Here is a 22,202-nt window from a genome sequence, read left to right as displayed (position 1 = left end):
TTGGAAAAAACGATGTCGGCTGAGAAGACCGTACAATCTGCGCTGACGGAGCTGAATGCTGCCATCACAAATCTCGAAAATGCCATCGATATGCGTATCGAACGGCAAAGGGAGACGGGCGAGATCGATAATGAGGTCAAGCGGGTCCATGTCGACCGCGCAAGGCTCGCACATGAGCTAGATCAGGCCGAATTTCGCGCCAATCGTCTTGAAGAAGTCAACCGCGAGGTTTCCCGCCGGCTGGTAACGGCCATGGAGACGATCCGCGCGGTGCTGGATCGATAGGAGCGGGTTCATGGCGCAAGTCACAGTTATGATCGACGGCAAGGCCTATCGCATGGCGTGCGAGGCAGGGCAGGAAGACCATCTGACTGATCTCGCAACCAGGTTCGACCGGTATGTCGGGCACCTCAAGAGCCAGTTCGGTGAAATAGGCGACCTTCGCCTGACCGTCATGGCCGGCATCATGGTGATGGACGAGCTTTCCGAACTCAACCGCAAGATCGAGAAGCTGGAAGGAGAGGTCGCATCCCTTTCCCGCAACCGTGACGGCATGGCCGAGCACAGGGCGAAATCGGATGAAGTGGTGGCGCTCGCCATCGGCGATCTGGCCGACCGGTTGAACGGCATTACCGAAAAACTGCTGGCGCGGCCGAAGCCCGCGGCGCATTGACTGCGCAAAGAGTTCTGAGGCGGCAAAATTTCGCTCGGTGCCCTCTGGTGGTTTCCCCCGATCCGTCCTATATCTTGGAAGCGTTCTGCGCTTCCCGACAGGAACCACAATCCCTGGGGCCATACTCGATCCAAAGGGAGCTGTCCCTGGCCAGTCCCGTGGGACTGGACACACGGCGCCCACCTACTTTTGTAGGCACCCAGGATCGTAAATCTCCATCGGTCGCCGTGGATCGCGCTTGAAGTTTCGGATCAACCCCGATGCTTCACCATATCCTTGATATATTCGACAGTGATTTTTCATAACTGCCGGACGCGGCTTTTTTATATTGCCGTCATTGCAATGGCGGAACAATTCCCTATTATTCGGATTGGTATGTCTGTCATGCCCTTTAAAAAAGGGCGCTGCGGCCAAAACCGCGACGTGCCGTTCAACAGCCCAAAGAGCTAAACTTGTTTACTGAAATTATGATCGTGGTCCTGCTCACCGTATTGAACGGTGTGCTTGCCATGTCCGAGCTTGCCGTTGTCTCCTCCAGACCGGCGAGGCTCAAGGTGCTTGCCGCGCAAGGCAGCAAGGGCGCCACCATGGCGCTCGGCCTTTCCGAAAATCCCGGACGCTTTCTTTCCACAGTGCAGATCGGCATCACGCTGGTCGGCGTCCTTTCCGGCGCTTTTTCCGGTGCCACGCTCGGTGCCCGCTTTACGGCGTGGCTTCTGGAACAGGGTGTTCCCGACCGTGCCGCCGATGCGCTTGGCGTCGGCTCGGTGGTCGTCGCCATTACCTATCTGTCGCTGATCGTCGGCGAACTTGTGCCCAAGCAGATTGCGCTGCGCGATCCCGAAAAGGTCGCTGCCCGCGTCGCACCCACCATGATGCTGCTGTCCAAGGTCGGCGCGCCGCTGGTATGGCTGCTCGACAAGTCGGGCAAGACGGTTCTTGCCCTTCTCGGCCACAGCGGCGAGTCCAACGCATCGGTCACCGATGATGAAATCCGCACGGTTCTGGCCGAAGCCCATAGCGCCGGTGTGATCGAGACCGAGGAATCGGCGATGATCACCAGCGTCATGCGCCTTGCCGACCGCAATGCGCGTGGCCTGATGACGCCGCGTCGTGATGTCGAAGTGGTCGATATCGAAGACAGCGCCGAGGAAATCCGAGAGCAGCTTCGCCAGACGCAGCGTTCGCGCCTTCCGGTACGCAACGGCGCTTCGGATGAAATTCTCGGCGTGCTTTTCGCCAAGGATGCCTTCGATGCGCTGGCCTCCGGCAAGGAGCTCAACATTCGCGAGCTTCTGCGCGAAGTTCCTGTCGTGTCGGATCTGACGAGCGCTGTGGACGTCATCCAGTCGCTGCGTCGCTCCACCGTACACATGGTACTGGTCTACGACGAATATGGCCATTTCGAAGGTATCGTCAGCTCTGGCGACGTTCTGGAGGCCATCACCGGCGCCTTCCAGGAAGATAATGACGAGGAGCCGGCCATAGTCGAGCGCGAGGACGGTTCGTTCCTCGTCGCCGGCTGGATGCCCGCCGATGAGTTCGCTTATCGCATGGGCTTCAAGATCGACGAGGATGCCGAGTTCGAAACCGTTGCCGGTCTGGTTCTGGACGAGTTCCGTCGCCTGCCGGAACTGGGCGAACATGTGACCCGCAACGGCTGGCGTTTTGAAGTCATCGACCTCGACGGCCACCGCATCGACAAGGTTCTCGTGAGCCGGGCTGCCTGATGCCCGGCGATGTTGCCGAAAAAGCGAAGCTGCGCGGCGAAAGGCTCGCCGCGCGCGATGCGCTGACGCTGACGGAGCGGCAGCAGAAGAGCCAGTCTATAACGGCCCATGGCGCCTCCGACATTGCCTTTGCGCGTGGCACCGTGATTTCCGGCTTCATGCCTATCCGCTCCGAGGCCGATACACGGCCGCTGATGGAAGCATTGCGGACAAGGGGCGGGCGTCTCGTTCTTCCCGTTGTGCTGGATCGTGAAACCATCGTCTTCCGTCGCTTCGAGGCGGATACGCCGCTGGTGAAGACCGGCTTCGGCACGACTGGCCCGGGCGAGGATGCGGAGGTTGTCGATCCGGATATTCTGCTCGTGCCTCTCTCGGTCTTCGATGGGCGCGGGCAGCGGGTCGGTTATGGCGCGGGCCATTATGACCGCGCCATTGCGCGGTTACACGCGATGGGCAAACAGCCAGTTCTCATCGGCGTCGCCTTTGATTGTCAGGAAGTGCCATTCGTACCGGCGGAGCCGCATGATATGTCGCTTCACGCCATTCTGACGGAAAGCGGCCTGCGCTGGTTTTCCGCTCCGTTGTCGATCTCCGATAGTGGGCAAAAGGCGCTTTAGCACTTTTTAAAAGATGGATTACCCGCTAGAGGGGACGAAATATAGAAACATGCGCAAGATCGGGGCGGGTGAATGAGGCTTCTTTTTCTCGGAGATATGGTTGGCAAGACCGGACGCACTGCTGTCTGGGAACGATTGCCGGGGCTGATTTCCGATCTGAAGCTCGATTTTGTGATCGTCAACGGTGAAAACGCCGCCGGCGGCTTCGGCATCACCGAAGATATCTATCTCGAGACCATCAATGCCGGCGCCGATGTTGTCACGACCGGCAACCATGTCTGGGACCAGAAGGAAGCGGTTTCCTTCTGCGAGCGCCACGACCAGTTCCTGCGGCCCGCCAATTATCCTGACGGTACGCCGGGCAAGGGCTCGGGCCTTTTTTATGCCCGCAACGGCGCACGCATATTGGTCGCCAACATCATGGGGCGGGTCTTCATGCATCCGGAACTGGACGATCCCTTCAAGTCTGCGGAAAACATTCTTGCCGCCTGCCCGCTGAAGGAACAGGCCGACGCCATCATCTTCGATTTCCATGCGGAAGCGACGAGTGAAAAACAGTGTTTCGGCCATTTTGTGGATGGCCGCGCGAGCTTCGTTGTCGGCACCCACACCCATGTCCCGACGGCGGATGCGCAGATCCTTAATGGCGGCACGGCCTATATGTCGGATGCCGGCATGTGCGGCGATTATGACAGTTCGCTTGGAATGGAAAAGGAAGAGCCGATCAACCGCTTCATTTCCAAGATGCCGAAGGGCCGTTTTGAGGCTGCCAGCGGACCGGCGACGATCTGCGGCGTCGGCGTCGAAATCTCCGACCGCACCGGGCTTGCAGAAAAGATCGCGCCGCTGCGCATCGGTCCCCGGCTCTCGGAAACCCTGCCGTCCTTCTGGGCGTAATCTCTCCCTGAAGCGTTCACAATGACGAGAGTGTGAGCCTTCCGGCACTCTTGTAACTGGACGCTCCGCAAAACCTGCCCCATCCTCCCAACCTTCGCAAGTTCAGGGAGTGGCATGATGCTGCGCGTGCTAATGCTTGCAATATCGGGGCTGATCGCCTCATCGGGAGCGGCCTTCTCCCAGACGGAAAGCCGCCCGCCCGTCAGTCAATGCCAGGCGATCGCCAGCAAAATTCCCGGCGTCATGTTTGCGAGCTTCAGTCCGCCGAGTGTTCAGCTGGCTCAGGCGGCGGCGAAGGAAGAGGTGAAGATCAGCTTCATCGGCCATTCCACCTATCTGATCGAAAGCCCAGGCGGGGTAACGATCGCCACGGACTATAACGGCGTCTATCGCCCGCCGGTCGTGCCAACGGTAGTAACGATGAACCGGGCGCATTCGACCCACTTCACCCTTAGTCCGGACCCTGCCATTCAATATGTGCTGCATGGCTGGAGCGATACGCCGGGAGAAAAGGCCGAACACAAGGTTCTGGTAGGCGATGTCTATATTCGCAATGTCGCAACCGATATCCGCAACCGCTGGGGCGATTACGAATCCTTTCAGGAAAACGGCAATTCCATCTTCATCTTCGAAGTTGCGGGCCTGTGCATCGGTCATCTCGGCCATCTGCATCATGAGTTGACGGATACGCATTATGCAGAGATCGGCCGTCTGGATGTGCTGATGGTGCCGGTGGATGGCGGCTTGACCATGGGCGCTGACAGCATGAGCCGGGTGGTCAAGCGCCTGCGCTCGGCGCTGATCCTGCCGATGCACCGCACCGGCCCGCCGCTGGAGCAGTTTCTGACAATGTTTGGCGAAAGTTTTCGCATTGCCTATGCGACCGACCCGGTGATCCGGGTTTCGATGAGAAATCTTCCCCGCCAGCCGCAGATACTCGTGCCGAAAGGCATGTAACATGGCGGTGGGCGAGGAAAGGCCATAGGAGATGTTGATCAGGCAAAGTTGAGATGCTGGCGAACGCCTACATCTGGCGTCTTGTCATCCGACATGTTCGCCTTGGCGATTTCCCAGCCGAATTTAAGCGTGCTGTCCGTCGAAGCCCAGATATCGGCATCGTCGACATGCAACGCCAGCATTGTCAGCTGTGGATCGCTCTTGCCATGTTCATACCAGGCGGCCGTGACGGAATTCCAATATTCCTCGATCTTGGTTTTGTCGTCGCGCACTTCAAGAATGCCTGAAAGGCAGGCATGGTAGTCATGGTCCTTCCCCACGACGCAGAAATGCGCCCGGGAACCGGATTTCAGCGACTTCACCAGATCGGTGTCTTTTTTGGAGAAGAACCAGATCGTGTTGGTCTTGGGATCAGCGTGAGGCGCCATGGGCTGCATGTGATTATGCAGGCCTTCAAGACCGAGCATGCCGGCGTGGACGGAGTTGATCTCGTCCCAGAGCTGACGGGCCGGGGCTTCTCTTGCTTCAGTCAGGCTGACCATTTGTTTTCTCCTTCCGGTCTGATGCTGCGATGGAGAGAAATCATGTGCCCTTCCGTCGCGTTCATGATCAGAACGAAGAGCGGATAAATCAGTTCCTTCTGTTGTTGCGGCAAGAGAAAGCGCTTGCGGGGTTGAACGGCGGGCGTATCGCACTTATAAGGCCCGCAATCTCCAAATTAAGACAATCAGGTTTTCCATGGCTGGTCATTCACAGTTCAAGAACATCATGCACCGCAAGGGCAAGCAGGACTCCGTACGGTCCAAAATGTTTTCCAAGCTTGCGCGTGAAATCACCGTTGCGGCAAAGGCGGGCATGCCCGACCCGAACATGAACGCGCGCCTGCGTCTGGCGATCCAGAACGCCAAGGCCCAGTCCATGCCGAAGGACAATATTGAGCGCGCCATCAAAAAAGCTTCCGGTGCAGACAGCGAAAACTACGATGAGGTCCGTTACGAGGGTTACGGCCCGGGTGGCGTCGCCGTCGTCGTCGAGGCCCTGACCGACAACCGCAACCGCACCGCCTCAAACGTACGCTCCATCTTCACCAAGGCTGGTGGTGCACTCGGCGAAACCGGCTCGGTCTCCTTCTCCTTCGACCGCGTAGGCGAAATCACCTACAAGGCGGAAGTGGGCGACGCCGACAAGGTCATGGAAGCGGCCATCGAAGCGGGCGCTGACGATGTCGAATCTTCCGAAGACGGCCACACCATCATCTGCGGTTTCGAAGCGATGAACGAGGTTTCCAAGGCGCTGGAAGGCGTGCTAGGCGAAGCCGAAAGCGTCAAGGCCATCTGGAAGCCGCAGAATACGGTGCCGGTGGATGAAGAAAAGGCGCAGTCGCTGATGAAGCTCATCGACAATCTCGAAGACGATGACGACGTGCAGAGCGTCTATTCCAACTTCGAGGTTTCCGAAGAAATTCTCGCCAAGCTTTCCGCCTGACGTTTCATGTTTCAAAAAAGCCCCGGCAGCGATCCGCTCCGGGGCCTTTTGTTTACGCGGCCTTCTTTATGGAGGTTCGCACATCGGCAAAAATCTCGACCGACCGCAACCGCTTTTCGATGTCATGGATCGGCATCGAGACAATCAGCTCATCCGCCTGCGTTTCCGCCAGGAAGCCATCGAGATGGCGTTCGATCGTCTCAGGCGAACCGACGGCGGCGAAACGCAGCGTGTGTTCGACAGAGAAACGCTCCATCTCGTTCCAGTAATCGTCCATGCTGTGCACCGGTTTCGGAAACTGCGTGCGCACATTGCGGCGCAGGTTGACAAATTGCTGCTGCGACGAGGTGAAGAGATGCTGCGCCTCCTCGTCCGTATCTGCGCCGACACCCATTACACCCACCATCACATAGGGCTTGTCCAGCACTTCAGAAGGCTGGAACCGCTCGCGATAAATATGGATCGCTTCCATCAGCATATCGGGCGCGAAATGCGAAGCGAAGGAATAGGGCAGGCCAAGCGCTGCGGCGAGATGCGCGCTGTAGGTGCTGGAGCCGAGCAGCCAGAGCGGCACGTTGGAATTCATGCCCGGTACGGCAAGGATTGCTTGATCCGGCTGCGGCGGACCAAGATAACGCTGGAGTTCGACGATATCGTGCGGGAAGTTTTCCGCGCCGGCATCGAGATTGCGGCGCAGGGCTCGCGCTGTGCGCATATCAGTTCCCGGAGCGCGGCCTAGACCGAGATCAACGCGGCCGGGAAGGAGCGCTGCAAGCGTGCCGAACTGCTCGGCGATAACGAGCGGGGAATGGTTGGGCAACATGATGCCGCCCGAACCGACGCGAATATGTTTCGTGGCCGCGCCCACATGGGCGATGACGAGCGACGTTGCCGCGCTGGCAATGCCGGGCATGCCGTGGTGTTCCGCCAGCCAGATGCGGTTATAGCCGTGTTCTTCGGCCTTGATCGCCATTCGGCGGGAATTTTCGAGCGCCTCACTGACGCTCTCGCCTTCGCCGATCGGCGAAAGGTCGAGAATGGAAAAAGGTATCATCCGACGCTCCTGCGAAATTTAAATCTTTGCTGCGGATGTAAGGCGCGTGTCCCGATTTACCAGTGAAGTCGCGCAGAATTGAAGGATGGTTCAAAAAAATTGGGGCCTCCGAAGAGGCCCCGGTATTTCGCCGGCTGGCCTGTCTCAACCCACCCGCCTGAATTGCCTGTCCTCGCGATGCCCCGCGGCCTCGTTCTCCGGAGCCAATACGAACTGTCCGAGCCTGCCGTCCATTTCACCCGCTTCGGAAGCGAGATTGTGAATGGCGGCCGTCGTCTCTTCCACCATGGCGGCGTTCTGCTGGGTCATGGTGTCGAGGCTGGAGACGGTACTGTTGATTTCCGAAAGCGTGTGCGCCTCCTCGCGGGTAGACTCCATGATCTCTTCGATACGCGTGCTGATGGTCTGCACGTGTTTGCCGATGCCGGTCAGCGAAGCACCTGCCTTTTCCACCAGCACCACGCCCGAGGATACCTCGTCGGTGGAGCGCTTCAGCAGGCTGGTGATTTCCTTTGCGGCGGCGGCCGAGCGCTGCGCCAGTTCGCGCACTTCCTGGGCCACGACCGCAAAACCCTTGCCTGCGTCGCCTGCTCGCGCCGCCTCCACGCCGGCATTCAGCGCCAGAAGGTTGGTCTGGAAGGCGATTTCGTCGATGACGCCGATGATCTGGTTGATCTGGCGTGATGAGGTCTGGATCGCCTCCATGGCGGCGATTGTCTGCTCCATGACGCGGCTGGATGCCGTTGCCTCCGTGCTGGCGTCGCGGGCGATCCGCGTTGCCTGTTCGGCGCGTTCGATCTGGTCGCGGACGGCTTCGGTGATCGCCTTGATGGCGCTTGCCGTTTCGGTGATGGAGGCTGCCTGCCGTTCGGTACGTTCGGCGAGCTGGTCGGCCCCCACCCGCATTTCCTCGGAACCGCCACGAATGGCAGCGGAATTGCCGCCGATGGCCTGCATGGTTTCGCTGAGCCGGGCAAGCGCCGTGTTGAAATTATGGCGCAGGCTTTCGAGATCGTCGGGGAAAGCGGTCTCGATACGATAGGCGAGGTTGCCATTCGCCAGCCGGTCGAGCCCCTCATCCAGAGATTGCACGACCATTTGCAGGGTGCCTGCCTCGGCCTCCCGTTCCGCAAGATGCGCGCGCCGGGCTGTTTCGGCTTCTTCCCGTGTGCGTGATGCGGTCTCTTCCATGTCCCGCTGCAGGATAAGTTTTTCACGGAAACTGCCGAGCGCACGCGCCATGCGGCCGATCTCGTCCTTTCGATCCTGATTGCCGATTTCCGCATCGAGACGGCCTGCGGCCACTTCGCCGGTCAGTCCGGCAAGCTTTTCCAGCGGGGCGAAGAGACGCCGCGCGAAAAAGGCCGTCGCTGCACACATGGCGGCCAGAACGCAAAGGCCGATCACGGCAAGCGTGCCGGCAATCGAGATGGAGCCAGCGTTCAACTCGCTGCGCAGCATGCTTTCCACCGCGAGATATTTTTCGTCGGCGAAAGAGAAGGGGCGGGCATAGGCATTGGCTTCGCCATCCGCGCGGTCGATCTTGGCAATGGTCATGCCCGCCGCGTTCAGGGCCTCGCCGTGGAAATCGTAGATGGCTGGGTCAAGGCTGACCAGCCTGTCGCCCTCAACACCGATAACCTTGCCATCGGCTGATATGATTGCGGATTGTTCCGAACTGCCCGCCGCGATGCCTTTCGTCAGAATCTGGCTGAAAACGCCTTCCTTGACCTGGAAGAGGACGATGCCCTTGAACGCGCCGAATTTGACAACCGGAACGCCGAAATAAATACCAGCCTCTTTCGTAGCCGCATCGATCCGCAGGCCGGAGAAACTGGTCTGCGCCACGTCGTTGACCGCCTTTTCGGCGTTCGCCGCGCCGCGCGCGAAGGCCGTACCAAGGCCGCTTTCCGCCCAGGCGCCGCCCTTGACGGTTTCCCCGAAGGCCGGTCCCTTCAGATAGGAATAATAGACCGTACCGGCGGGGTCGATGAAGAGAACATCGCTGAACGGCGTTCCCTTGATATAAGCGCCGATATCCGTCTGGGTCTTCTCATGGGTGGAGTAATAAAAGCCGCTGGGGCTTTCCGGCTTGATCAGCTTTTCCTTTTCGCCGAAGGGGTTTTCCTTGACGAAGACGCGCTGCAGTTCCGCCTTCGCGTCGCCTGCGTTTTTCTGCACGGTGGCCCAGCCGCTGCGCATGGAGACAACAGCCATCTGCAGGGATTCGATCTTGGCAATGGAATCCGCCTGTGTTTTCAGCTGCTCAAGGCGTTCCTGAAGCATGTCGCCGCGGAAAACCAGAATGCTCTCCATGGATCTCGACGCCTGCTCCTCAAGAACGCCGCTGCTGCTTTGATAGCCGAGAAGTGTCAGAGCCCCGGTCGAGATCGCCATCAGCGCCAGGAAAATCGCGAGCACTTTGGTGGATATGGAATGAAAACGGTTCAGCATGGCCGATGCAGCCCTCAATGCCGGATCAGTTCCCGCGCCATGCATGGATGGCGCCATTGGACGGCTGATATGGCGAACATATTGTGCTGCGGATCATCATGTCCGCAGCTCCCCTTTTTTGATTTTGTGGAGAACAATGCGGTACGCGGTTTAAGCAGAGGTAAATGCTGCACTGCAAATTTGATCAATGTTGTCGTTTTGTTCACTTATCGCTGGCAGGGTCGCAGCCGGAAAGATAAGGTGCCTCATGCAAAAGACGATTCGAATCATCGGCATTGACCCCGGATTGCGGCGCACCGGATGGGGTGTCATCGAAACCCTTGGCAACAGCCTTCGGTTCGTCGCCTCCGGTACCGTGACATCGGATGGCGATATGGATCTCGCCTCCCGGCTGTGCCAGTTGCATGACGGGCTGGCTGACGTCGTGCACAGCTACCAGCCCGACGAGGCGGCGGTGGAGCAGACTTTCGTGAACAAGGATGCGGTTGCAACATTGAAACTTGGTCAGGCGCGCGGCATCGCCATGCTGGTTCCGGCGCGGGCAGGACTGCCGGTGTTTGAATATGCGCCGAATGCGGTGAAAAAAGCCGTCATCGGCGTCGGGCACGGCGAAAAGCAGCAAATTCACATGATGCTGAAAATCCTGATGCCGAAGGCCGAATTCAAGGGTAACGATGCGGCGGACGCTCTCGCCATCGCAATCTGCCACGCGCATAATCGCGGCGGCGACAGGATGGCGCGGCTTTTGGCGGCCGGTTGAATATTTAAAGTCTCATTGCAGCGGGCGGCATCATGATCGGAAAACTGAAGGGCAGCATCGAGGAAATCGGCGCGGACTATGTGCTGGTGGATGTGCACGGCGTCTGTTACGTCGCCTATTGTTCGGCGCGCACGCTGTCGAAAATCGGCTCCGTCGGGGAGGCGGTGGTGCTGTTCATCGAAACCTATGTGCGTGAAGACCAGCTGAAGCTCTTCGGCTTTCTCTCGGCACTGGAGCGGGAATGGTTTAACCTGCTGCAGAGCGTGCAGGGCGTGGGTTCGAAAGTGGCCTTGGCCGTCCTTTCCACGCTCTCGCCCTCCGAACTCGCCAATGCCATCGCGCTTCAGGACAAGGTGATGATTTCGCGTGCACCAGGCGTTGGGCCGAAGGTGGCGGTGCGTCTTGTGACCGAACTTCGCAACAAGGCGCCTGCCTTTGCGGGAGAGGCTTCCGCCTCGATCGGGCTCAAGCAGGAGCTTGGTGAAGGCGTTGCGTCCGCGCCGGTGGCGGATGCCGTTTCCGCGCTCACCAATCTCGGCTATTCGCGCGACCAGGCCGCCAATGCGGTTGCTGCCGCGCTGAAGAATGGCGGGGAGGGCGGCGACAGCGCCAAGCTTATCCGCCTCGGGCTGAAGGAGCTTTCGCGGTAAGGACGCCTGGCATGCGGACGTGGAGCCCCGGTTATCCTGAATTTCGTGAAGCGCGTTGATGCGATAGTCGTGATATAGGGGCGGCGACCACCTGATGAATTCGGTTAGAACAATGGAATGCCCTGAATGAGCGATGCGGAGAGACTGATTACCCCGGAAAAGCGTGGCGAGGATATCGACACCACGCTGCGCCCGCAGTCGCTGGATGATTTTACCGGCCAGGCGGAGGCCCGTGCCAATCTCAAGGTGTTCATCGAGGCCGCCAAGAACCGTGGCGAGGCGCTGGATCATGTGCTGTTCGTCGGCCCGCCCGGCCTCGGCAAGACCACGCTGGCGCAGATCATGGCCAAGGAACTTGGCGTCAATTTCAAATCCACCTCGGGGCCTGTCATCGCCAAGGCGGGTGATCTCGCCGCACTTCTCACCAATCTGGAAGAACGCGATGTGCTCTTCATCGATGAAATCCACCGCCTCAATCCGGCGGTGGAAGAAATCCTTTATCCTGCCATGGAGGATTTCCAGCTCGATCTCATCATCGGCGAGGGGCCGGCGGCGCGCTCGGTGAAGATCGATCTTTCCAAATTCACCCTCGTTGCCGCCACCACCCGCCTCGGCCTCTTGACAACGCCGCTGCGTGATCGTTTCGGCATTCCCGTCCGGCTGGCTTTCTACACCGTTGACGAGCTGGAACTGATCGTCCGGCGCGGAGCACGGCTGATGGGGCTGAATATGACCGATGAGGGCGCGCGCGAGGTGGCAAGGCGGGCGCGTGGCACGCCGCGCATCGCCGGGCGGCTGTTGCGCCGCGTGCGCGATTTCGCCGAGGTGGCGCGGGCGGAAGCCGTTACCCGCGAGATCGCCGACGAGGCTTTGACGCGGCTGCTGGTCGACAAAATGGGTCTCGACCAGCTCGACATGCGTTATCTCACCATGATCGCCGTCAATTTCGGCGGCGGCCCGGTTGGCATCGAAACCATCGCCGCCGGCCTCTCGGAGCCGCGCGATGCGATCGAGGATATCATCGAGCCCTATATGATCCAGCAGGGTTTCATCCAGCGCACACCGCGCGGGCGCATTTTGACGGGCACAGCCTGGAAACATCTGGGCATGCAGCCGCCCAAGGATCTCGAGGCGGCGCAGTTCCGGCTGACGCTTGAGGATGATTGAGGGAACAATCCCGGCTTGCCGGCTTTGATCGTCTTTGGCACGGAGATGGTCATGTCTGGATATCGAAAGGGTACCAAGGTCCGGTGGAACTGGGGCAGTGGCACCGGTGAAGGTAAAATCGTCGAGACTTTCACTGACGATGTCGAACGCACCATTGCCGGCTCCAGAATAAAACGGAAAGCGAGCAGGCAGGAGCCTGCCTATCTGATCGAACAGGAAGACGGTGCGAAGGTTCTGAAAAGCAGATCGGAGCTGGAACACGTCGATTGAACGACGCCGTCCTCTGGCGTCAAGGGAGGGATGCCGATGCCTTATGATCCGCTGCGGGTCTTCCGCAAACTCGCGCGCAACAACCGGCTGGCCAATTTCCGGCTGCATCAGGCCTGTCTTCAGCTTTCGCAGGAGGCGTTTGTCGCTTCCCGTGTCAGTTTCTTTCCCACGCTCAGGGCGACGCTGAACCACATCTACACCGTCGACCGGTTTTATATCGATGCCCTCCAGGGCGGCACGCTCGGCCTTGCCGCTTTTGCCGAAGAGGAGCCCTTCGCCACCATGTCGGATCTGCGAGCCGCTCAGATGGAGCTTGACGAGGCGCTGATCGCATTTGTCGATGGTTTGGACGAAGACGGCCTTGCGGCCGACGTCAATATTCACCGCGGCAGGCGTATCCAGCGGGATCGCTGCGACGATGTTCTGTCCCATCTCTTCCAGCACCAGACGCATCATCGCGGGCAGGCGCATGCGATGTTATCAGGGACCACGGTCAAGCCGCCGCAACTGGATGAATTCATTGTGGGAGATGATGCAAAGACGAGCAAAGACGAGATGGATGCGTTAGGGTGGACGGAAACCGATTTGATGTTTCCAGCCCGCAGGCCAGCACCATGACACACGATACCAAGCAGGACACCCGCATCCGCATCAAGTTCAAGCCGAAGCGCATTTTCCAGATGCGTGTCGCGGGACTGGCGTTTCGTGATGGCCATGTGCTGGTGCACCGGGCGTCGCATGAAAAATTCTGGACCTTTCCGGGTGGCCGTGCCGAAATGGGCGAACGCTCCGAAGAAACGCTGGCGCGTGAAATGGTCGAGGAGCTTGGCGTCGAAGCCAAGGTGGGACGCCTTCTCTGGGCGGTCGAGAATTTTTTCCACTACGAGGGCAAGGACTGGCACGAACTCGGGTTTTATTACCTGATGGACCTGCCGGAAACGCTGGCCTTCCATCCGACTGACATCATTCACCGCGTTCAGGACGGAGATAACGAACTGGAGTTCCGCTGGGTTGCGGCAACCCGGCAGGCATTGACGGAGCTTGATATTCCGCCCTATTTCATCGCCGACGAAATAGAACACCTGCCGAAGACCACACGACACCTCGTCTGGCATGACGGCGATCTGGACGATAAATGACCTCTGCGCCTGAACGCCACATGATCCGGCTGGACCGGAAACCGCAGCTTTTCAGCATGCGGGTTGCGGCGCTGATCTTGCAGAACGAGCATCTTCTGGTCCAGCGCGGCACGAAGGACAGTTACTGGGCCTTGCCCGGCGGCCGTGCCGAAATCGGCGAAAGCTCGCAGGAAACCATCATCCGCGAGATCGGCGAGGAGCTTGGCCGGGATTGTTCGGTCGAGCGTCTCCTCTGGTCGGCCGAAAATTTTTTCGCCTATGACGATTATGCGGCGCATGAACTGGGATTTTATTATCTTATTTCGCTTCGCCAGCCTCTGCCGTTCCATGAAAGCGATATCGTGCATCGGGTGCTGGATGGCGTCGAGGTGGAGTTCCGCTGGCTGCCCGCGCAGCCATCAGCGCTTTTGAAGAGCGATCTGAGGCCCCGTTTCATCGCGGAGCGTATCGAGGCGCTGCCTCAACGGCATGAGCATCTTATCATTCGCGAAGGTCGTTCCGATGCTGCCGAAATTCTCAAGGAGATAGTATGAGCGAGCTTGTGGTTTCGCTTTCGGGTGAACTGATCGAACATGGCCACCGCCTGACGCAACGGGTCTATTATGAGGATACGGATTTCTCCGGCCTCGTTTATCACGCCCGTTATCTGCATTTTCTCGAGCGCGGACGCACCGATTACCTGCGGTGCCTCGGCTGCGAACAAAGCGCGCTTCTGACCGCCGATGAGGAGGGGCTGGTCTTTGTCGTGCATCGCATGGAGATCGATTTCAAAAGCCCGGCGCGGATGGATGACGTGTTGACGATCACGACCATCACCGAAAAGGCCGGCGGTGCGAAAATGGTGCTCAATCAGGAAATCCGGCGGGGCGAAACCCTGCTGGTCGCCGCCAAGGTCATCATCGCCGTCATCAACGCCAATGGCCGCCCGAGGCGTCTTCCGGAGACGGTTGCCGAAAAATTCCTGAAGTAATTGACGGCTCCGTCCAGTAAATCCATCCGGCGTGGCCCGGCTGTAACACTCCTTTAACCATAATGGTGTCTTACTTTAGCAACTGGCATTTGTGCGGCACACGCCTTCCTTTCACCAAATTTATTGGCAAGTAAGGCTTACTGGCAAGTATCGGGGTATGGCAAAGGGGTTAACGGCTGCGGCCGCACGACTTCGAGCGTTAACACGCGTTTGAATCGCCCGGTCCCGTACCGGGCGTTTGGATTCGGGGATTGGATATTTATGGAACAGGCAGGTTTGGCAGCGGCGACGCACGATGTAAGTCTCTGGGCGCTGTTTATGCAGGCGGGCCTCATCGTGAAGCTCGTGATGATCGGACTTATCGCCGCCTCGGTCTGGACGTGGGCGATCGTCTTCGACAAATATGTGAGCTTCGGCAAGGCAAAGCGCCAGTTCGACCAGTTCGAACAGGTCTTCTGGTCGGGCCAGTCGCTCGAGGAGCTTTATCGCACGCTGGCGGAACGCCAGAATGGCGGTCTCGCGGCAATTTTCGTTTCCGCCATGCGGGAATGGAAAAAATCATTCGAGCGCGGCGCGCGTTCGCCCATCGGTCTGCAGATGCGTATCGACCGGGCGATGGATGTGACGATCGCGCGTGAAGGCGAACAATACGAGGCGCGCCTTGGTTCGCTCGCCACCATCGGTTCGGCTGGTCCCTTCATCGGTCTCTTCGGTACGGTTGTTGGTATCATGACCTCGTTCCAGGCGATTGCCGGTTCGAAGTCCACCAACCTTGCGGTCGTGGCGCCGGGTATCGCTGAAGCGCTTCTGGCAACGGCCATCGGCCTTGTTGCGGCTATTCCGGCAGTTATCGCCTACAACAAGTTCACGGCCGACGCGCACAAGCTTTCCGCCCGCATGGAAGGTTTTGCCGACGAGTTCTCCGCGATCCTGTCGCGCCAGATCGATGAAAAACTTCAGACGCGGCAGGCCGCCCAGTAAGCGGCCGCACGATGTGCATGCTGTGCAGTAATTTGCCGCAAGGCAAAATGGAGTAGATGATATGGGTATGTCAGCAGGTGGCAGCGGCGGCGGTTCCGGTGGACGCCGGGGTGGGCGCGGCGGACGACGCAAAGGCGGCGCGATCAGCGAGATCAACGTCACGCCGCTGGTCGACGTCATGCTCGTGCTGCTCATCATCTTCATGGTGGCGGCGCCGATGATGACTGTCGGCGTGCCGATCGACTTGCCGCAGACCTCCGCCAATGCGTTGAACTCGGACACGCAGCCGATCACCATTTCCGTTAATGCCAATGGCCAGATCCATCTGCAGGAAACGGAAATTCAGGCGGCCGAAGTGGCCGACAAGCTGCAGGCGATCGCCACGACTGGTTATAACGAACGCATCTTCGTGCGTGCGGATTCCGTTGCCGCCTATGGCGTCGTTGCCGACGTGATGGCGCGTATCCAGGCGGCAGGCTTCAAGAATATCGGCCTCGTGACCCAGCAGAAACAGGACAATTGACGTAAAACGATGAAGGGCAGCCTTACCACATCCGCGATCGTGCACGCGTCGCTTCTGGCTTTCGCCCTCGTTTCCCTGGGCTCGCCGGAACCGCTTGACGTGTCGCAGGCCGAGGCCCTGCCTGTCGAGCTGGTGCCGATCGAGGAATTGACCCAGATCCAGCAGGGTGACAAGAAGGCACCGAAGGCCGAAAAGTCCGCTCCTGTTCCGACCACACGTCCTGACATCATCGAGAACGCCCAGAATGTCGGCAACAACACGGCCGATCTTGACGCGCCCCCGACGCCTACCACCAAGCCTAACGACAATATTAGCGCGGCGGCTCCGCCCAAGCAGGAGAAGCCGCAGCCGGTCGTCGATACCAAGGCGAACGAGGTGAAGGAAATCGTCAAGGAAGAAACCTCGGCTCCCAAGCCGCAGGAAATGGCCGCCTTGCCGCAGACCAAGCCTGAAATCGCGCCGCAGCCGAAGACGGAACCGCCGCCGCAGGAAACCAAGGCCGAAGAGCCGCCGCCGGCAACGCAGGAGCCGGCCGAAATTCCCGTGCCGCAGAACGTGCCGCGTCCGAATTCCCGCCCGGAGCCGCCGAAGCCGGAGGAGCCGAAGCAGGCCGAGACCAAGCCCGCCGAGCAGAAGCCCGCGGAAAAACCGGCCGAGACCAAGCCGGATCAGGCGAAATCCACCGACAAGCCTTCCGACAAGAAGCCGGGTGAGAAGAAGCAGGAGACTGCAAAATCCGCCTCTTCGAAGGAAAGCGATTTCAACGCTGACGATGTTGCAGCGCTTTTGAACAAGCAGGCGCCTTCGGGCGGCGGCGCCAAGCGCTCCACCCAGCAGGCAGCCCTTGGCGGCAAGAAATCGACCGGCGGCTCTACACTCAGCCAGACGGAAATGGATGCGCTGCGCGGCGCAATCCAGAAAAACTGGCAGATCATTCCCGGCATGGCGGATGCCTCGGACGTTCGCGTCCGGGTCACCATGAAGCTTGACCGTGATGGAACCATCATCGGTCGGCCCGAGATCGAGGCAACCGGCGGTTCGGAAGGAACGCGCCGCGCTCTTTCAGGCGGAGCCTATCGCGCCATCATGCGTTCTGCTCCGTTCACGAACCTTCCTGCCGATAAATATGACGCATGGAACGAAGTCGTCGTGAACTTCGATCCCAGTGAATTGCTATGAATGCTGAAAGGCCTGGCAACATGAAGATATTTTCGCCGATCCGGCTGGTGCTCGCTGTCGCGGCCCTCATGTCGGTTTTCTCCGCACCGGCTTTTGCGCGGGTGGAAATCAACATCAACAAGGGCAATGTCGAGCCGCTGCCTATCGCCATCACCGACTTCATGTCGAGCGATGGTATCGGTGCGCAGGTTTCCGCGGTCATCGCTGCCGACCTGCAGCGTTCCGGTCTCTTCGCGCCGGTCAACAAGAACGCCTTCATCGAAAAGATCAGCAATCCGGATCAGCAGCCGCGTTTCGAGGACTGGAAGGTCATCAACGCCCAGGCGCTCGTGACCGGCCGTGTCACGCGTGAAAGCGATGGCCGCCTGCGCGCCGAGTTCCGCCTGTGGGATACTTTCGCAGGCCAGCAGATGACCGGCCAGCAGTTCTTCACGCAGCCAGAAAACTGGCGCCGTGTCGCCCACATCATCGCCGACGCGATCTATGAGCGTGTCACCGGTGAAAAGGGTTACTTCGACACCCGCGTCGTTTTCGTCTCCGAAAGCGGCCCGAAAACCGCCCGCAAGCGCCAGCTCTCGATCATGGATCAGGACGGCTTCAACGTCCGTAATCTTACCAACTCGAACGACATCGTTCTGACGCCGCGTTTTTCGCCGAACCGTCAGGAAGTGACCTACATGTCCTTCGAAGGCCAGCAGCCGCGCGTTTACCTGCTGCAGCTGGAAACCGGACAGCGCGAAGTGGTCGGCAACTTCCCCGGCATGACGTTCTCGCCGCGCTTCTCTCCTGATGGCCAGAAGGTCATCATGAGCCTGCAGCAGGATGGCAATGCCAATATCTACACCATGGACCTGCGCTCGCGCACCACGACGCGGCTGACCAATACGTCGGCGATCGATACGGCGCCGTCCTATTCGCCTGATGGTCAGCGTGTCGCCTTCGAAAGCGACCGCGGCGGCCGCCAGCAGATCTACGTCATGAATGCCGATGGTTCCGGCCAGCAGCGCGTCTCCTTCGGTGATGGTTCCTATTCCACGCCGGTCTGGTCCCCGCGCGGCGATCTGATCGCCTTCACCAAGCAGTCGGGCGGCAAGTTCTCGATCGGCGTGATGAAGACCGACGGTTCGGGCGAGCGCATTCTGACCAGCGGGTTCCACAATGAAGGCCCGACCTGGGCGCCGAACGGCCGCGTGCTGATGTTCTTCCGCCAGAACGCCGGTGCCGGTGGTCCGCAGCTCTATTCGATCGACCTGACGGGCTATAACGAACAGCTCATCAAGACGCCGACCTTCGCTTCGGATCCGGCATGGTCGCCGCTTCTGGACTGATATGACTGTCATGATGGCGCCGGCATGAACCGGCGCCATCATGTTTTACTTGATACCATGGGGAAGTGTGCCTCTTTCTTGCCGCAAAGTGTTGTGAGGGAGCAAAAAACTGGGACATTTCCTTTCTGTTAACCATAAGCGTTTGCCGGCTATTAACCGCGATCAGTTAGTGTCCGGAAACGTTATTGAAATCCTAAGGAGAGACCGGCGATGAGCCGTACACACACTTCGGCACTCAGCCCCATGCAGAAACTGGCCCGTAACCCGGCTGTCATCGCCATGACGCTCGCGCTTGCTCTCGCAGGCTGCGCGAACAAGAAGAACATGCCGAACAGCGCCGGTGAACTCGGCCTTGGTGGCGCGGGCTCCGCAACGCCGGGCTCCCAGCAGGACTTCACGGTCAACGTCGGCGACCGCATCTTCTTCGACACCGACTCCACCTCGATCCGCGCCGACGCCCAGCAGACCCTGCAGCGCCAGGCCCAGTGGCTCGCCCGTTATCCGAACTACGCCATCACCGTTGAAGGCCATGCCGACGAACGCGGTACGCGTGAATACAACCTTGCGCTCGGCGCCCGTCGTGCGGCTGCAACCCGCGACTTCCTGGCTTCCCAGGGCGTTCCGGCAAACCGCATGAAGACGATCTCCTACGGCAAGGAAAAGCCGGTCGCGGTTTGCGACGACATTTCCTGCTGGTCGCAGAACCGCCGCGCCGTGACGGTTCTCGGTGGCGCGGGCATGTGATTGCCTGACGTTATTGTGATCTTGAATGGGAGGCGGTCTTCGGGCCGCCTTTTGTTTTTTTCATAGTTTGGCCGAAGTTAAGTTGCTTTTTCGGTTGATATGGAAAAAATCCGGCTTGCGCCATTCCGGTGCAAATCAGTTAAGGCAGGACGAATGAGATGAAGAAACTTGTCGTGGCGGGAATGCTGGGGCTTGCAGCCTGCACCGGCTTGAGCGGCGCAGCCGTTTCGGGTCCGCTGTTCGGTGCGGGGGGTAGCTTCGGCACGATCAACTCTCAACAGCAGCTCCCGGTCGTCCGGGTTCAGGCCAATGAAGCCTATCGGGTTCAGCAGCTTGAAGAACAGATCCGGCAGCTCAATGGCCGTATCGAAGAAATGAGCTTCCAGCTTCTGCAGATGCAGGAAACGATCCGCAAGGCGCAGGAAGACAACGAGTTCCGCTTCCAGGAACTGGAAGGCGGCAATGCCGGCGGCAAGGGTGCAAGCCCGACCGCTGCACCGAAAAAGAAGGCGGAAGCCAGTCCGGTCAATCCGGCCTCGCCGCCGACCGACGACGTTGCAACGATCATCGAAACGCCACCCGAGGGTGGCGCTTCCGTTTCTCCCTCTGCTCCCTCCAGTGCTCCGACAGGCGCACCGGGAGAGACGACGCTCGGCTCGATCGAGCTTGATTCCAAGGGAATGCCGATTGGCGGCACGCTCAATTCCGGCGCCAGTAATTCCTCCGGCAACCTTCCCGGTGTGACCACCGGCAACAGCGCCCGCAAGACCGATCCTGTCAACACGGCGGCGCTGACCAGCGAAGGCGACATCTATCAGGCCGCCTACGGCCATGTCCTTTCCGGTGACTACAAGCTGGCGGAACAGGGTTTCCAGCAATATCTGCAGGGTTATCCCAAAGGCACCAAGGCCGCCGATGCGAGCTTCTGGCTGGGCGAGGCGCAATATTCCCAGGGCAAGTTCAACGAGGCCGCCAAGACCTTCCTGAACGGCCATCAGGCCTATGGCAAGTCTCCGAAAGCGCCGGAAATGCTGATGAAGCTCGGCATGTCACTCGCCGCTCTCGACAATACCGAAACAGCCTGCGCCACGCTGCGCGAGGTGCCGAAGCGCTATCCCAATGCTTCGAAGACCGTGCTGACCAAGGTCGCCAGCGAACAGAAACGGCTGAGCTGCTGATTTTCCCCTGCCATTGCGGGTATTTCCATGCCGGTTGATGCCCGCACTCCGAATGAAAAGACAGTTGCGCCGCTCGCGGCGGCACAGTTTTTTGTCGGAAATCTACAAAACCCCGCCCATATCCTCGTCGCAATCTCCGGCGGCAGTGATTCCACCGGCCTGTTGCTGGCATTGCATGAGGCAACGGCGGGAGTGGGTAAGGACCGCTTGCGGCTTTCCGCCGTCACGGTCGACCATGCGCTGAGAGCGGAATCCGCCGATGAGGCGTGCAAGGTCGCCATGCTCTGCGCCGAACTTGGCATCCCCCACGTTACCCGCCGGTGGGATGGTGCCAAACCGGCCTCCGGCCTTTCCGAAGCCTCCCGACTTGCCCGCTACCGCCTGATTGCCGAGGTCGCCCTTGAGACTGGCGCCGATCTTGTCGTGACGGGGCATACAATCGGCGACCAGCGTGAAACCGTGGCGATGCGCGCCGCCCGCAACGGCGGCAGTAATAATCTCGGTCTATCCGGCATGGCGGACGCGGTTTTATACGATAGCCGCTACTGGGTCATGCGGCCGTTCCTGATGTGTGAGAGGCAGGCGATCCGTGACTATGTATCGTCCCGCGAGCGCGGGTGGCTTGACGATCCGAGCAATGAAAATATCAGATATGAGCGGGTGCGTGTTCGGCAGGTGCTTCCCGTCTCCCCCGCGTTGATCGATGCGGAGGTCTCTTTCAAAAGACGGGCGCTTTCCGACAAAACAGCCGTTTTCCTGCGCGATCACACGCAGATTTTCCATGCTGCTCTCGCCAGACTGGCCGACGATGCCGTCAATCCCGATCTTCCCGAGTTCCGGCACGGGTTGGCGGCGCTGATCGCCACCCTTGGCGGAAGGGCATATTTTCCGGCCGCAAGCAGCATGGAGCGCGTTTTGCGGTTTCTCAAAACGGGTGAAAACGGGCGAATGACAGTCGGCCGTGTTCTTCTCGATCGGCGGCGGGATGGCCTTTATTTGTTGCGCGAGCAGCGAAACCTGCCGGAGCTTCATGTCGGCGCGCATCAGCAAGGGCTGTGGGACGATCGTTTCCTTGTGAAGAATGGATCGGCTTTTCCAATCCTTGTCAAAGCGGGCAGGGTTGGTGATGCCGTGGAAATGGCCGCGCATTTTCCGTCGGTGCCATCAGGGGTGACAAAACCGGCGATGGTGGGTCTGCCGCAAATTGCCGCAGCGTCCGAAGGGGAGGTTTCCATGCCGCAGGCCGTCACCATCACGCCGAGGCTTGCACCTTTCGATCTTTTCCTGCCGCGCTTCGACCTTGAGTTGGCAAATGCAATCGCCAATTTATTCGGACGGACGGCCTATCCACAGCCACCGGTTTAAATCCGGCCTCTTTTTCGTGAATTGCCATGGAAGAGTTTTTACACCAAAACGCATCAGATAACGCGCTTTGCCTTGGCAACG

General features: G+C 59.5%; 25 protein-coding genes and 1 other RNA gene. 23 read left to right on the top strand and 3 right to left on the bottom strand.

What is annotated here, in order from left to right; all coding sequences use genetic code 11:
• The first annotated feature begins 12 nt into the window (after nucleotides 1-12).
• The 7 genes from V6R85_RS12420 to V6R85_RS12390 all read left to right on the top strand — a co-directional run bounded on the left by V6R85_RS12420 (nucleotide 13) and on the right by V6R85_RS12390 (nucleotide 4,874).
• Nucleotides 13-285: a DUF4164 domain-containing protein gene (locus V6R85_RS12420; RefSeq protein WP_003506205.1), complete on the top strand. Its 273-nt coding sequence runs from the start codon at nucleotides 13-15 to the stop codon at nucleotides 283-285.
• A 10-nt stretch (nucleotides 286-295) separates the two neighbouring features.
• Nucleotides 296-673: a cell division protein ZapA gene (locus V6R85_RS12415; protein WP_003506206.1), complete on the top strand. Its 378-nt coding sequence runs from the start codon at nucleotides 296-298 to the stop codon at nucleotides 671-673.
• A 79-nt stretch (nucleotides 674-752) separates the two neighbouring features.
• Nucleotides 753-911: non-coding RNA, 6S RNA (gene ssrS, locus V6R85_RS12410), on the top strand.
• A gap of 229 nt (nucleotides 912-1,140) precedes the next feature.
• The gene (locus V6R85_RS12405) at nucleotides 1,141-2,403 is read left to right on the top strand and encodes a hemolysin family protein (RefSeq protein ID WP_003506208.1); all 1,263 of its coding nucleotides are present in this window, start codon (nucleotides 1,141-1,143) and stop codon (nucleotides 2,401-2,403) included.
• On the top strand, nucleotides 2,403-3,020 hold the full coding sequence (locus V6R85_RS12400; RefSeq protein WP_336377061.1) for a 5-formyltetrahydrofolate cyclo-ligase: 618 nt from the start codon (nucleotides 2,403-2,405) through the stop codon (nucleotides 3,018-3,020). Before V6R85_RS12405 ends, V6R85_RS12400 begins: the two co-directional genes overlap by 1 nt.
• 72 nt (nucleotides 3,021-3,092) lie before the next feature.
• On the top strand, nucleotides 3,093-3,917 hold the full coding sequence (locus V6R85_RS12395; protein WP_003506212.1) for a TIGR00282 family metallophosphoesterase: 825 nt from the start codon (nucleotides 3,093-3,095) through the stop codon (nucleotides 3,915-3,917).
• Nucleotides 3,918-4,031: 114 nt separating this feature from the next.
• The gene (locus V6R85_RS12390) at nucleotides 4,032-4,874 is read left to right on the top strand and encodes an MBL fold metallo-hydrolase (RefSeq protein ID WP_336377060.1); all 843 of its coding nucleotides are present in this window, start codon (nucleotides 4,032-4,034) and stop codon (nucleotides 4,872-4,874) included.
• 38 nt (nucleotides 4,875-4,912) lie between these two features.
• On the opposite strand, the gene V6R85_RS12385 is transcribed toward V6R85_RS12390, so the two are convergent.
• Complete coding sequence (locus V6R85_RS12385) at nucleotides 4,913-5,416, bottom strand: pyridoxamine 5'-phosphate oxidase family protein (protein ID WP_003506216.1); 504 nt, start codon at nucleotides 5,414-5,416, stop codon at nucleotides 4,913-4,915.
• Nucleotides 5,417-5,612: 196 nt separating this feature from the next.
• On the opposite strand from V6R85_RS12385, the gene V6R85_RS12380 reads away from it, so the two are divergent.
• The gene (locus V6R85_RS12380) at nucleotides 5,613-6,359 is read left to right on the top strand and encodes a YebC/PmpR family DNA-binding transcriptional regulator (RefSeq protein WP_003497595.1); all 747 of its coding nucleotides are present in this window, start codon (nucleotides 5,613-5,615) and stop codon (nucleotides 6,357-6,359) included.
• A gap of 52 nt (nucleotides 6,360-6,411) precedes the next feature.
• On the opposite strand, the gene V6R85_RS12375 is transcribed toward V6R85_RS12380, so the two are convergent.
• Nucleotides 6,412-7,413 carry an LLM class flavin-dependent oxidoreductase gene (locus tag V6R85_RS12375; RefSeq protein WP_031233679.1) on the bottom strand — a complete coding sequence of 334 codons (1,002 nt, stop codon included), beginning with the start codon at nucleotides 7,411-7,413 and terminating at the stop codon, nucleotides 6,412-6,414.
• Nucleotides 7,414-7,557: 144 nt separating this feature from the next.
• Nucleotides 7,558-9,867: a methyl-accepting chemotaxis protein gene (locus V6R85_RS12370; protein WP_175280950.1), complete on the bottom strand. Its 2,310-nt coding sequence runs from the start codon at nucleotides 9,865-9,867 to the stop codon at nucleotides 7,558-7,560.
• A gap of 247 nt (nucleotides 9,868-10,114) precedes the next feature.
• Here V6R85_RS12370 and ruvC point away from each other — a divergent pair, with 247 nt between their 5' ends.
• The 15 genes from ruvC (at nucleotide 10,115) to tilS (ending at nucleotide 22,121) form a co-directional block, all read left to right on the top strand.
• On the top strand, nucleotides 10,115-10,627 hold the full coding sequence (gene ruvC / locus V6R85_RS12365; protein ID WP_003506222.1) for a crossover junction endodeoxyribonuclease RuvC: 513 nt from the start codon (nucleotides 10,115-10,117) through the stop codon (nucleotides 10,625-10,627).
• Between the two features lie 32 nt (nucleotides 10,628-10,659).
• Complete coding sequence (gene ruvA, locus V6R85_RS12360) at nucleotides 10,660-11,277, top strand: Holliday junction branch migration protein RuvA (protein WP_003506224.1); 618 nt, start codon at nucleotides 10,660-10,662, stop codon at nucleotides 11,275-11,277.
• Nucleotides 11,278-11,403: 126 nt separating this feature from the next.
• On the top strand, nucleotides 11,404-12,444 hold the full coding sequence (gene ruvB, locus V6R85_RS12355; RefSeq protein ID WP_060723151.1) for a Holliday junction branch migration DNA helicase RuvB: 1,041 nt from the start codon (nucleotides 11,404-11,406) through the stop codon (nucleotides 12,442-12,444).
• 51 nt (nucleotides 12,445-12,495) lie between these two features.
• The gene (locus V6R85_RS12350; RefSeq protein WP_077998660.1) at nucleotides 12,496-12,714 is read left to right on the top strand and encodes a DUF2945 domain-containing protein; all 219 of its coding nucleotides are present in this window, start codon (nucleotides 12,496-12,498) and stop codon (nucleotides 12,712-12,714) included.
• 36 nt (nucleotides 12,715-12,750) lie between these two features.
• Nucleotides 12,751-13,332 carry a DinB family protein gene (locus V6R85_RS12345; protein WP_336377059.1) on the top strand — a complete coding sequence of 194 codons (582 nt, stop codon included), beginning with the start codon at nucleotides 12,751-12,753 and terminating at the stop codon, nucleotides 13,330-13,332.
• On the top strand, nucleotides 13,329-13,853 hold the full coding sequence (locus tag V6R85_RS12340; RefSeq protein ID WP_003506231.1) for an NUDIX hydrolase: 525 nt from the start codon (nucleotides 13,329-13,331) through the stop codon (nucleotides 13,851-13,853). The genes V6R85_RS12345 and V6R85_RS12340 overlap by 4 nt, the downstream gene beginning before the upstream one ends.
• Nucleotides 13,850-14,386 carry an NUDIX hydrolase gene (locus tag V6R85_RS12335; protein ID WP_099087326.1) on the top strand — a complete coding sequence of 179 codons (537 nt, stop codon included), beginning with the start codon at nucleotides 13,850-13,852 and terminating at the stop codon, nucleotides 14,384-14,386. The genes V6R85_RS12340 and V6R85_RS12335 overlap by 4 nt, the downstream gene beginning before the upstream one ends.
• Nucleotides 14,383-14,823: a tol-pal system-associated acyl-CoA thioesterase gene (ybgC, locus tag V6R85_RS12330; RefSeq protein ID WP_065656478.1), complete on the top strand. Its 441-nt coding sequence runs from the start codon at nucleotides 14,383-14,385 to the stop codon at nucleotides 14,821-14,823. The genes V6R85_RS12335 and ybgC overlap by 4 nt, the downstream gene beginning before the upstream one ends.
• 261 nt (nucleotides 14,824-15,084) lie before the next feature.
• Nucleotides 15,085-15,804: a protein TolQ gene (gene tolQ, locus V6R85_RS12325; RefSeq protein ID WP_003497570.1), complete on the top strand. Its 720-nt coding sequence runs from the start codon at nucleotides 15,085-15,087 to the stop codon at nucleotides 15,802-15,804.
• A 61-nt stretch (nucleotides 15,805-15,865) separates the two neighbouring features.
• A complete protein-coding gene (gene tolR / locus V6R85_RS12320; RefSeq protein ID WP_003506238.1) occupies nucleotides 15,866-16,327 on the top strand; it encodes a protein TolR in 462 nt (153 codons plus the stop codon).
• A gap of 9 nt (nucleotides 16,328-16,336) precedes the next feature.
• Complete coding sequence (locus V6R85_RS12315) at nucleotides 16,337-17,506, top strand: hypothetical protein (RefSeq protein ID WP_060723155.1); 1,170 nt, start codon at nucleotides 16,337-16,339, stop codon at nucleotides 17,504-17,506.
• Nucleotides 17,507-17,526: 20 nt separating this feature from the next.
• A complete protein-coding gene (gene tolB / locus V6R85_RS12310) occupies nucleotides 17,527-18,834 on the top strand; it encodes a Tol-Pal system beta propeller repeat protein TolB (protein ID WP_003506242.1) in 1,308 nt (435 codons plus the stop codon).
• A 210-nt stretch (nucleotides 18,835-19,044) separates the two neighbouring features.
• Entirely contained in the window at nucleotides 19,045-19,578 is a 534-nt protein-coding gene (gene pal, locus V6R85_RS12305; protein ID WP_026364038.1) for a peptidoglycan-associated lipoprotein Pal, read from the top strand.
• Between the two features lie 158 nt (nucleotides 19,579-19,736).
• A complete protein-coding gene (ybgF, locus tag V6R85_RS12300) occupies nucleotides 19,737-20,756 on the top strand; it encodes a tol-pal system protein YbgF (protein ID WP_003506245.1) in 1,020 nt (339 codons plus the stop codon).
• A 27-nt stretch (nucleotides 20,757-20,783) separates the two neighbouring features.
• On the top strand, nucleotides 20,784-22,121 hold the full coding sequence (gene tilS / locus V6R85_RS12295) for a tRNA lysidine(34) synthetase TilS (RefSeq protein ID WP_336377058.1): 1,338 nt from the start codon (nucleotides 20,784-20,786) through the stop codon (nucleotides 22,119-22,121).
• Nucleotides 22,122-22,202 lie beyond the last annotated feature (81 nt).

Origin of the sequence: Agrobacterium sp. CCNWLW32, from assembly GCF_037083425.1 — a bacterium.
In the GTDB taxonomy this organism is placed as follows: Bacteria; Pseudomonadota; Alphaproteobacteria; order Rhizobiales; family Rhizobiaceae; genus Agrobacterium; species Agrobacterium radiobacter.
This window is presented reverse-complemented; position numbering and strand designations above follow the sequence as displayed.